The 11,622-nt window shown below is 43.3% G+C and carries 7 protein-coding genes; 3 read left to right on the forward strand and 4 right to left on the reverse strand.

What is annotated here, in order from left to right; all coding sequences use genetic code 11:
• Nucleotides 1-194: 194 nt before the first annotated feature.
• Complete coding sequence (gene uvrA / locus AY605_RS03295; RefSeq protein ID WP_064095028.1) at nucleotides 195-3,026, forward strand: excinuclease ABC subunit UvrA; 2,832 nt, start codon at nucleotides 195-197, stop codon at nucleotides 3,024-3,026.
• 152 nt (nucleotides 3,027-3,178) lie between these two features.
• Here uvrA and AY605_RS03300 read toward each other — a convergent pair whose 3' ends face one another.
• Together AY605_RS03300 and AY605_RS03305 are read right to left on the reverse strand one after the other, a co-directional pair.
• Nucleotides 3,179-3,646, reverse strand: coding sequence for an HIT family protein (locus AY605_RS03300; protein WP_064095029.1), 468 nt, complete (start codon nucleotides 3,644-3,646; stop codon nucleotides 3,179-3,181).
• A gap of 128 nt (nucleotides 3,647-3,774) precedes the next feature.
• Nucleotides 3,775-5,481, reverse strand: a complete 1,707-nt coding sequence (locus AY605_RS03305; protein WP_064095030.1) for a sensor domain-containing diguanylate cyclase — start codon at nucleotides 5,479-5,481, stop codon at nucleotides 3,775-3,777.
• Nucleotides 5,482-6,603: 1,122 nt separating this feature from the next.
• Here AY605_RS03305 and omp33-36 point away from each other — a divergent pair.
• Both omp33-36 and AY605_RS03315 read left to right on the forward strand, forming a co-directional pair.
• Nucleotides 6,604-7,500 carry a porin Omp33-36 gene (gene omp33-36, locus AY605_RS03310; RefSeq protein WP_064095031.1) on the forward strand — a complete coding sequence of 299 codons (897 nt, stop codon included), beginning with the start codon at nucleotides 6,604-6,606 and terminating at the stop codon, nucleotides 7,498-7,500.
• Nucleotides 7,501-7,641: 141 nt separating this feature from the next.
• Nucleotides 7,642-8,583 carry a putative porin gene (locus tag AY605_RS03315; RefSeq protein ID WP_064095032.1) on the forward strand — a complete coding sequence of 314 codons (942 nt, stop codon included), beginning with the start codon at nucleotides 7,642-7,644 and terminating at the stop codon, nucleotides 8,581-8,583.
• A gap of 67 nt (nucleotides 8,584-8,650) precedes the next feature.
• Here AY605_RS03315 and AY605_RS03320 read toward each other — a convergent pair whose 3' ends face one another.
• Complete coding sequence (locus AY605_RS03320; protein WP_064095033.1) at nucleotides 8,651-10,615, reverse strand: BCCT family transporter; 1,965 nt, start codon at nucleotides 10,613-10,615, stop codon at nucleotides 8,651-8,653.
• Nucleotides 10,616-10,786: 171 nt separating this feature from the next.
• Nucleotides 10,787-11,503: an ion channel gene (locus AY605_RS03325; protein WP_064095034.1), complete on the reverse strand. Its 717-nt coding sequence runs from the start codon at nucleotides 11,501-11,503 to the stop codon at nucleotides 10,787-10,789.
• Nucleotides 11,504-11,622: the final 119 nt, after the last annotated feature.

Raw genomic sequence — 11,622 nt, forward strand, 5'->3', positions numbered from 1 at the left:
TAAACGTCTTGATAAAAAGGTTGGCCAGAATTTCAATGGAAAAATACATCATCCGTTTCTAAATAGTTGCTTTTATACTGATCTTTTGACCAATCACCGACATAACTTGACGTTTAAAATACTTTTATTTGCACTTGAACATTTTTCATCCGGTATCATATAAGAGTTTTTGATGAATATTCTAGGATTCTTGCATGAGCCAAAGCCACATCCGTATTCGAGGCGCACGTACCCATAACCTGAAAAATGTGAACCTTGATATACCACGCGACAAGTTTGTGGTGATTACGGGACTGTCTGGTTCAGGTAAGTCCTCATTGGCCTTCGATACCTTATATGCCGAAGGTCAGCGCCGTTATGTCGAGTCGCTGTCAGCCTATGCCCGCCAGTTCCTCTCCCAAATGGAAAAACCGGAAGTCGATTCGATCGAAGGCTTAAGCCCAGCTATTGCTATTGAACAGAAATCTACCAGTCATAACCCACGTTCGACTGTAGGTACTATTACCGAAATTTATGACTATTTACGTCTACTCTATGCACGGGTCGGAACGCCTTATTGTCCGGAACATGACCTGCCAATGGTGGCACAAACAGTCACTGAAATGGTCGATGCAGTCAAAGCACTGGAAGAAGGCACTGCTCTGTTATTGTTAGCACCGGTCGTGCGCGAACGTAAGGGCGAATATACAGCGCTGTTTGAACAGCTACAAAGTCAGGGTTTTGTCCGCGCCCGTGTGGATGGCGAGATCATGGAAATTGATCCACCACCTGAGCTGGATAAAAAGAAAAAACATACCATTGAAGTGGTGGTCGACCGCTTTAAAGTACGTGATGATCTGGGTAACCGTATTGCCGAAAGTTTTGAAACCGCGCTACGTCTCGGTGGTGATATCGCGATTTTATCCTGGATGAAGGGCGAGCATAGCGATCGCGTGTTTTCAGCCAAGCACTCCTGCCCGCAATGTGACCGTGCTGTGGCTGAACTGGAACCACGCCTGTTTTCATTCAACAATCCCTTTGGTGCCTGTCCGGTCTGTGACGGTCTGGGGACTCGCAGCCACTTCAGTGCCGACAAACTGATTCCTAATCCTGAAGTCAGCGTTAGTCAAGGCGCGATTCGTGGCTGGGACCGTCAGCGTCCTTACTATTACAGCATGATCCAGAAAGTCGCCGAGCATTTCGGTTTTTCTCTAGAAACGCCGTGGAATGAACTGGATGCCGATACCAAGAAAAAATTTCTGTACGGCACCGGCAAAGAAAAAATTGATCTGAGTTATATCGATGAACGTGGCCGACGTCACAATCGGGTCATTCCTTTTGAAGGAATTTTGCCGCATCTGGAACGCCGTTATCGTGAAACTGAAAGTAATTATGTGCGTGATGATCTGGCGCAGTATTTATCCAATGCTGCCTGTGATGCCTGTGATGGTTCCCGTCTAAATGAAATTTCGCGTAATGTGAAAATTCTGGACAAGACCATTGCTGACATTACCCGCATGTCGATCGGCGATGCAGAAAGTTACTATCAAGGTCTAAATCTTGAAGGTGCACGGGGTGAAATTGCCGACAAGATTTTCAAGGAAATCCGTGAACGTCTGCACTTTCTGGTTTCGGTCGGTCTGAACTATCTCAGCCTGTCGCGTTCTGCCGAAACATTGTCGGGTGGTGAAGCACAGCGAATTCGTCTGGCCTCACAGATCGGTGCCGGTTTGATGGGCGTCATGTATGTGCTGGATGAACCGTCAATTGGTCTGCATCAGCGTGATAACGACCGTTTGTTACAGACCCTGATCCGTCTTCGTGATCTGGGCAATACCGTCTTGGTGGTCGAGCATGATGAAGATGCGATTCGTGCCGCTGACCATATTATTGATATTGGTCCAGGTGCCGGCGTACATGGCGGACATGTGATTGCCGAAGGAACTTATGACGAAATTCTGGCCAATCCTGACTCGCTGACCGGAAAGTATTTATCTGGCAAGTTAAAAATTGAAGTCCCGAAAAAACGGATTCAACCGCCTAAGCCTGAACAGCAAATCAAGCTGATGGGTGCATCCGGGCATAACCTGAAAAAAGTCGATCTGACCATTCCTTTAGGTATTATGACCTGTGTTACCGGGGTGTCCGGTTCAGGTAAATCGACCTTGATTAACCGCACCTTGTTACCTTTGGCGGCAACCCAGCTCAATGGTGCCACCACTTTAACTTCGGAAAAGTTTGAATCGATTGATGGTTTACAGTTCCTCGACAAAGTTGTGGATATTGACCAGAGTCCAATTGGACGAACCCCACGTTCCAATCCGGCAACCTATACCGGTCTATTTACCCCGATTCGTGAACTGTTTTCCCAGACGCAGGAAGCCAAGGCACGCGGTTATGCAGCCGGTCGTTTCTCGTTTAACGTGAAAGGTGGTCGCTGTGAAGCCTGTGAAGGCGACGGCATGATCAAGGTGGCAATGCACTTCCTGCCGGATATGTATGTGCCATGTGATGCTTGTCATGGCAAACGCTATAACCGTGAAACGCTGGAAGTGAACTATAAGGGCAAGAACATTTCCGATGTACTGGAAATGACCGTTGAAGATGCCATGCATTTCTTCGATGCCATTCCAGTGATTCACCGTCGTCTGGAAACGCTGAATCAGGTGGGCTTAGGTTATATCCGTCTGGGTCAGTCTGCTACCACCCTTTCCGGTGGTGAAGCACAGCGGGTCAAACTGGCACGCGAGCTGGCCAAACGTGATACTGGTAAAACCCTGTATATTTTGGATGAACCGACCACAGGTCTGCATTTTCATGATATTGCCAAACTGCTGGATATCCTGCATCAGCTCCGTGACAAGGGTAATACCATCGTGGTGATTGAGCATAATCTGGACGTAATTAAAACCGCCGACTGGGTGGTGGATTTGGGACCTGAAGGCGGTTCGGGTGGCGGTATGATTGTCGCGGAAGGAACGCCTGAAGAAGTAGTGAAAGTCAAAGCTTCACATACAGGTAAATTCTTGAAGCCGTTGTTGAAGTGATTTATTTTTTAAATCCTCCCCAACCCTCCTTTGAAAAAGGAGGGATTTTTCTTCTTTATCTGACGTCATATAGGACTTAGGGCTAGGGAGATTTTTTATTCAGGTAATAAGTATGCTAAAACGGTGATTCGTTCACCGTTTTTTATCTTTCACTAGACTATTGAACGAATTGCTTTAGCCAATTGCGCCAGTTCTTGATCATCTGCTCTTTGCGCATCATGCGATGAAATATATCCTTCATAGGCATCGAAATATTTATCGATTGACGAATTCACAGGTTGCCAATTCTTATGCAGGCCTTGAGTCTGATGCATCGGAAATAACTTGGCATGCACATGATCAACACCAAAACCTTCAAATACCATGCCGGTTCGACCCACATCTTCAAAATAATGATCCAGCCTTAATGCCACCTGTTTGGTGTAGAGAACCAGATTTGCCAGAACCTGATTGCTCAGTTCAAATGCATAACTAGAATAATGCTGTTTTGGAATAACAACTGTTACGCCCAGGGTATTTGGATAAATACTGAGGAAAGCCAAAAAATCCTCATTTTCATCGATCAGATGACAAGGTAATTCACCTTTCACAATCTGACAGAAGATACAATTTTCACTCATTTTAAACCTTTCTGAATTTTATAATTTTCAATCATTTAAATGGACGATACTTATTCTATTTTTATCATTACCAAATCTAAGGATGATTGCTTTCAAAACATTAATTTTAAATATTCTATTCAGTGTATTTAAACCTCAGCCACCGCATTGCGTCCTTTGGCCTTTGCCGCAAACAAAGCATCATCTGCATTTGACAATAAAGCTATCCAAGAGCCAGCACCAATCGCTACGCCAATACTGACCGAAACCTTAATCTCATCTCCTGTTGCAGTCACAATATGACGCTCAGCCACTTCAGCACGGATTTTATCAGCCACAATCAGTGCCTGCTGCATCTGGATATTTTCAATCAGTACCAGAAACTCATCACCCCCATAACGCACTAGCAAATCTGTAGCACGGACATTGGCTTTTAAACGCTCGGCCACCAGCTGAATGACCTGATCACCAATAATATGTCCATATTGATCATTTACCTGTTTAAAATGATCAATATCAATAATCATCAGACAGGTTTGGCTCAATTGACCCGGCTGATTTTCCAGAAAGCGGATATATTCTTCCAGGGCAAAACGGTTGGATAATCCGGTCAAAGAATCGGAGTGGGCAATATTCTTTAAACGAAATTCCAGGGCATCGCGTTCCTGCAACATCTGCTGCAATTTCTGAATGGCTGCAAATAGAGAATCCGAATGGCTCGTGTCACGCAGCGGCATATCAATTTTTTGACGACCCGAATTTTTAGATAAATTCAACAGCAGGCGACGCGCCTGAATCAGCGGCAGAAAAACCTGTTTGCGTGCAAAGACCATGGTAGAAATAGCGGTCAGCAATGAAATCAACGACAACAATATGCTCCAGGTCAAACGCTGCATATTGCTGTTCATTTCCCGGATCGCTGCATCTCTACTGTATTGCAGCAGGTAATTTTGCAGATCCACCACGGTCGCAAATTTGTCTACGATCGCTTCAGTCAGCTGGGTTCCGCTTAAATGGTAATCACGTTGCTCCAGACTATCATCGATCAGCTCGCTGACGATCGGTAAACCTTGCTGAATAAACTCGGTTTCTACCCGCCGATGCAAACGGATGAATTCCTCGGTCTTATCTTGAGCAGGTTGAAGGGTATCAATTAATGACCACAGATAACGCACCTGATGCTGGGTCTGTAAAGAGCGGGTAATATTTTCTGTCGGGAGCGGGGTGTCAAATGTCACATGCGCCATGACAGACGAGGCAACCCGCCCCGCCTGATCGCGCAAATCAGATAAAAATAGAATCTGGCTAATATAGTTCTTTAGATGAGTTGATGAGCTATCTGAAGTCATTGCCACACCCCGCAAAAGTTCGCGGCAACTTTCCCAGGCAGCGAACATCGCCAGAATTGCCTGATCCATTTCCTGTGCATTACGTTGCTGACGTGGCATCCGGGTATAAGCATCAACCTGTGCACGTCCTTTTTTCAGACTGATTTCAAGCTGTGAAAGTTGCTGATTCAGATCGTTAAAACCGACTTTTGCCAATACTTCAGTCGTCAGGGACAATTGCTGGTCTACCTGCTGCCGATAGCGGATTAACTCTTGCTGATGCTTGGCAAATTCTTGCACCGAACTGGACATGGCTTTATTGGCAGGTGCGCGCTCACGCGAAATTTTATTTGCCAGATCAGCGACCTGTTGCAAGGCATTCAGTTGTTGATAAGTTTGTCTGGATTTTAAATAGCTTTGACTGCTACTGACGATCAAGGGAATACAGATGCAGAGTAAGCACAAAATAATAATCGACATCGACCAGTATAAACGTTTACTGATCCACTCAGAGCGTAATGTATTCATGCTGTTGTATTACGCCCCAATATTACAAACAAATCCAAATAGAATGTTTATTATACAAATAAAAACAGATTTTCTTAAAGTCTTTAGTCTTAGTTAGCTTATGTTTTTCATAATTTTTTTAATCTAAACTTCTTAAAATCTGTACTATTGCTCCTTTCAGACGATACAGCAGAGTTTTATATCTATAGCCCAACATAAACGCATATCAAAATAAGAAGATATTTATAGTTAAAAAAATATAAAAACTTGCTTTCTGCACTATTTACACATGCAACAAAGAGGTGCATAATGCACCGCATTAGGGCGAGTTAAATTATTCCTCAGCAGATATTTTAGTTTACCCGCAAATTTTGGCGAAAAAACCCCAGTTTTCTATGAAAATTGGGGTTTTTTTTAACTATTAAGTTTTTTCATTCTATTTTTACTTTTCAAATTGCACCATTTTAGTGCCATCCAATTCTTAATATATCTGCTTTTGTCTTGAGTGTTTTAACTCAGGAACCGAGGATCGTTAAAATTAAAAATTCGGGGCAAAAAAAAGCCCAACCTTGGGGAAAGCTGGGCCGATAAAACAAAAAATTGTGGAGAATCAGGCTAAATCACCCTGAAAGTGTGAACTCTAACTTGATTTTTATATTATGTAAAATTCTCTTAAAAAAGTAAAGCCGATTGCTTCGCTCAAGATTATAAAACATTCTTATTTGGCTTAAAAAATAGGCATCCACCATGCCATCCGACCTATTTAGGCTAAAAAATAATCAACCCAATCAAAGATTTGATGAGCTAAATAGTTTAAGTTTGTTGACATATTTATGGAAAATTTCACCTCTTATTAATTGTTTTTATCAATCTAAATTTTAAATTTAATCGAATTAATAAATAAAAATATCAACATAATTTCTCCTTAATTTTAGAACTTGATTTTAATTTTAAAGTTTACCTTTTGTTATAAAAGAATTTTTTCTACAAATAGCAGATTCATCAAAAACATGAAATTTACACAAAAATAATACAATCATTTAGCTTAAAAATTTAGCTATCGCAGACCAGATTGACTTAATAAATTGTTACAATACAATATGTTCCAAGCTGTACACATCTTGTAACAAAACGGTAAATATCATGAAAAAACTCGGTTTAGCCACTGCTTTATTATTAGCCATGACCGGTGCTCAAGCATATCAATTCGAAGTTCAAGGTCAGTCAGAGTTCATCGACAATACTGTAAATGACAAAGATTTCACTGGGGCTATTCAAGGTACTTACTACTTTAAAAATGTTGATGCGACTAAAGGTCCTTTAGCTGAAGCTGCTTTCCTTAATCAGGCATCAAACGTTTCTGCTGCTTATACATATGGCGAATACGATGTAGACGCTGATGCCAAAGACCAGACTTCTCATACTTTTGGTGTGAAAGGTGAAGCTTACATCCCGACTCAAGTTGTTCCTGCTTATGCAAGTGCATCTTATAGCCATACCATTACTGATGGTAAAGGTGGTCAAGCGGATGACAATGGCGACCGTTATGCATTAGAAGTAGGTGTATTACCGATTCCTAATTTCTTGGTTGCTGTTGGTTATACCAGCGTCGCAGACCAAACGTCTTATGACGCGTTCAACATGTTTAATAACGGTGTTATTAAAGCAGGCTTAGAGTCTCAAACAATCAATGGAGACCAGGATGCAATCACTGCCCGTACTAAATACGTAGGCGCGATTGACGGAACCAACATGTCAGTTGGTTTTGAAAGCGGTCTGGTTTATGGCGAAGACACTGCCTACAACTTAGGTACAACTCTTTTCCTTAACCCGCAGTTAAGCGTAGGTGCTTCTTATATGGAATCTAGCTTTACGGGTTCTCCAGACAAAGCATGGGGCGCGAACGTTAACTACTTCATCACCCCTGCTGTTGCAGTTGGCGCATCTTATGTAAATGCTAACTATGAAGCGAATCTTGCACAAACGGCTCAAGTTCGTGATACACAGACGATCGGTGTAAATGCGAAATTCCGTTTCTAATTTCTGATTAGATGCTGAAAATAAAAAAGGACGCGATATGCGTCCTTTTTTGTTAGCAATTTACTACTGATTAAAGGTTGACCTTTTGACTTTTATTCATGAAAATTCAAATGTTTTTTCATTAACTTAATTGGAATGCGTATGAAAAAGGTTTATTTAGCATCAGCATTATTACTTGCTGTGACAGGTGCCCAAGCCTACCAAGCTGAAGTACAAGGTACTGTAGGCTATTACGATGCCGAACTTAACGATGGTAACTATAACGTTGGGGTACAAGGGACTTATTATTTTAAAGATGTCGACGCTTCTAAAGGACCATTAGCTGAAGCTGCTTTCCTGAATCAAGCAAGCAGCATTTCTGCTGGCTACAATTTTGGCCAGCTGACTGCCGATATTAACCGCACAGTTAATGTGAATGGTAATTCAGTTACGATAAATGAAGAGTTTGATGCAGAACAACACACTTATGGCATTAAGGGTGAAGCCTATATTCCTACAAGTGTTGTGCCAGTATATGCAAGCGCATCTTATAACCACTCTAAAACTGACGCTAAAAATGATTTCACTGCTTTAATTCAAAATGATGATTCTGGCGATCGTTATGCACTAGAGCTGGGTGCCATGGTTTTACCAAACTTCCTGATGGCGGTAGGTTATACCAATATTGCTGCTACAGAATCCTTAGATACTTTCAACATTTTAAATAATGGTCTGATGAGTGCAACTATGGAATCGCGCGCGATCCGTGAAAAGAAAGATGCAGTCACCGCACGAACTAAATATGTAGGTCCAATCGATGGTACTGACATGGCTATCGGTTTTGAAGCTGGTTTAGTTTCTGGCGAAGATACGATGTATCAACTGAAAACAGATCTTTATGTAACGCCTAAACTGGGTCTAGGTGTTTCTTATACAGATGGCAGCTACAAGAGCTCTACCGTGCCGACCTCTGCAGTTGGCGTGAATGCAAGTTACTTTGTGACTCCAGCAGTATCACTTGGCGCAAGCTACGTTTATGCTGATGGTGAATACGGTGCGAATGATGCACACCTAGGTGCGCTTAATGCGAAATTCCGTTTCTAATTTCTGATTAGATACTGAAGTAAAAAAGGACGCAATATGCGTCCTTTTTATTGTTTTATGAAGCTGTTTACTCAGGTGTGCGCACCAGACTTAAAAAATGCAGATGACGTTCATACTGATCAATGATGTCCTGAAGCAGATCTTCTTGTGTCCATTCCATCACATCATAGCCCTGCCCGCCTTCTCTTAAAAAGACTTCTGCCTGATAAGACTGGGGAGAGTCAGCATCCGGCATAAAACTTGGTACTACAGTCTGCGTAGCAATGACCTGATAGATAAAGTTCATTTCATCCTGATGATCGACCCGCAACTCAAGACCGTCCTCCAGTTGAGCAATTTTTACCTGTATCTGCCGCCGTTTCAGTTCAGCCTGAAAACTGCTAAATGCTTTGCTGACCGTGGTCTCAATATAATCACGTACTTCACCCTGGCTATGCGCATAATGCATGATTAGACCTAAGCGCTGTTGCCAGCTACGCGGATTCTGGATGGCACGCGGGGTGATCCGTGCTGCTTGCAGTGCATGCATTTTGGTGACATCCAGATGCAAAGCTTTGATTAAACCCCAGCACATCAGCAGCATAATGAAGGTAAATGGCAAGGCACTCATGATCGTGGCCGATTGCAGTGCCTCTAAGCCGCCTGCCAGTAAAAGGATGATCGCCAGTAAAGCCATGAGTACGGTCCAGAACAGACGCTGCCAGGTCGGTGAATTTTCACTTTTTGCTGTCAGATAATCAGTCACCAATGCTCCTGAATCGGCAGAAGTCACAAAGAATAGCATCACCAGCACCGTCGCAATGATACTGGTCACTGAACTGAAAGGCAGATGACTGAGAAACTCAAACAGGGCAACTGAAGAATCACGCTGAACTGCTTCTAGCAAGCTGGTATTGGCTTCATGCATAATGCTGTAAAGTGCGGCATTGCCCATAAAACCCATCCAGATCAGGGTAAATCCAGTGGGAATCAGCAGTACGCCAACGATAAACTCACGAATACTTCGTCCTTCTGAAACCCGGGCGATAAACATGCCGACAAATGGCGACCAAGAAATCCACCAGGCCCAGTACATGATGGTCCAGCCCCCAATCCAGCCACTTGGCTGATAGGCATACAGGTTAAAAGTCATACTGAACAGATTTGAAACATACTGTCCGGCATTCTGAATAGTGGTCTGCAACAGGTAAATACTTGGACCTGCCACAAAGACAAAGATCAGCAACAGTAGTGCAAGCACTAAATTTAGTTCAGATAAGCGTTTAATTCCTTTATCTAATCCAAAAAACACAGAAGTCGCTGCCATGGCACTCACCACAATGATCAGGATCACCTGAGTGCTAGGTGCCTGTTCAATACCAAACAGGTAATTCAAACCTGAATTGATCTGAGTAACCCCGAAACCCAGTGTTGTGGCGACACCAAATACCGTACCAATGGTGGCAAACGTATCGACCCCATCTCCAAGCGGACCATAGATTTTTTGACCAATCAGCGGATATAGGGCCGAACGGATTTTTAAGGGTAATTGATGCCGGTAAGCGAAATAAGCCAGCGACAGGCCAACAAGCGTATAAATTGCCCAGGCATGCAGACCCCAGTGGAAAAAAGTAACCCGCATAGATTGCTGTGCAGCCAGCACCGTTTCAGGCGTTCCGGCCGGCGGCGTGACATAGTGCATCACCGGTTCAGCTACGCCAAAGAACATCAGGCCAATCCCCATCCCTGCGGTGAATAACATCGCAAACCAGGAGGTATTTTTATATTTAGGCTGACTATGGTCAGGTCCCAGCTTGATTTTACCCATGTCTGACAGGGCAATATAAATGAGCAGGATCAGAAATATCGCCACAGACAAGACATAGAACCAGCTAAAGGACGTAGTAATCCACTGGTTCAGTTGCTGGGTGAGAAGTGAAAAAGCATCGGGCGCAAATATGACCAGCGCTAGAAATATCGCAATAATACTTACAGTACTGATAAAAACATTTGGATTGATATTGGCAAACCAGGATGGTTTCGCAGAAGGCATACATCCTCCATTTTTAAAATTGGATCGACAAACAGCGTCAAATAATTATTAAGAAAGTTAAAATACGGGAACAGATTCAGTCTATGAGAGCAAGATCTGCTGTTATTTTAGGAGGTTAGAAAAAATAAAGCCGTTAAGTTCCTGTAACAAATAAAATAAAAAATATAAGGTTTAGTGTTCAGATGGGTGCTCTCTGTCTTTGACGTTATTTTTATGCGGCAGGCGCGAGATATATTGCAAGGCAATTAAGCGTGACACAATCAGCGCCAGATACATCACCCCGACAAACATCTGGACAATGGCCAGCATCCGGGCGACCGGACTGACCGGCATCATATCGGACAGTCCTGTTGCAGACTGTACACTGAAACTGAGAAAAAGCAGGTCCAGCCAAGGCTGATAGGCGTGCAGGTCAGGATCCGAAAAACTGTAGGGCACCAGAAGCTGGCAAATACTGTAAAGGAAGGCAAAGCCCCAGGCCAGCAAGGTAAATACTGCACCAGCAGCAAAGAGTTCATCTTTGGTCAGATAGCGATCATGAAACATATAACGCAGCAGGCCATAGGCTGCACTGAAATAAGCCCCGGCTTCAAACAGGTTGGCGGTAACATGGATCCAGGTATAACGCAGCCCCAGTACAATCAGGGAGGAAAATAAAATCGCGCCGGCGACAAAGCTGAGTCCAAGAATAGTAAACATCGGGGTCTGGCGAATGACCCGAGCAATCACCAGTAATACCAGCACACCAAGCACCCAGGTTCCCGCCCGGTAAGACACACTTTCATAACTTAAAACGGACAAGATCAGGATCAGCAATTGCAGACATAACAGCCATGCAGAAGGCAGCTGTGTAAAGCTGTTCCAGAACTGCTGTAAAGTTTGCTTCATAATGACCTTCTAGTTGCTATTGTCATGCAGGGAACGCATTGTTGTTATAAGCAGCGTTAACATAGCATGTTCAAAACAGCTTGCAGATATGCGATTTGTATGAAAATTACTGAAATAGC

It is taken from the genome of Acinetobacter sp. SFD (genome assembly GCF_001647575.1).
In the GTDB taxonomy this organism is placed as follows: domain Bacteria; phylum Pseudomonadota; class Gammaproteobacteria; order Pseudomonadales; family Moraxellaceae; genus Acinetobacter; species Acinetobacter pecorum.

Bases quoted from the DNA above. Each gene is read 5' to 3' on its own strand.
- uvrA (WP_064095028.1), top strand. From the start codon at position 195: ATGAGCCAAAGCCACATCCGTATTCGAGGCGCACGTACCCATAACCTG.
- AY605_RS03300 (WP_064095029.1), bottom strand. From the start codon at position 3,646: ATGAGTGAAAATTGTATCTTCTGTCAGATTGTGAAAGGTGAATTACCT.
- AY605_RS03305 (WP_064095030.1), bottom strand. From the start codon at position 5,481: ATGAATACATTACGCTCTGAGTGGATCAGTAAACGTTTATACTGGTCG.
- omp33-36 (WP_064095031.1), top strand. From the start codon at position 6,604: ATGAAAAAACTCGGTTTAGCCACTGCTTTATTATTAGCCATGACCGGT.
- AY605_RS03315 (WP_064095032.1), top strand. From the start codon at position 7,642: ATGAAAAAGGTTTATTTAGCATCAGCATTATTACTTGCTGTGACAGGT.
- AY605_RS03320 (WP_064095033.1), bottom strand. From the start codon at position 10,615: ATGCCTTCTGCGAAACCATCCTGGTTTGCCAATATCAATCCAAATGTT.
- AY605_RS03325 (WP_064095034.1), bottom strand. From the start codon at position 11,503: ATGAAGCAAACTTTACAGCAGTTCTGGAACAGCTTTACACAGCTGCCT.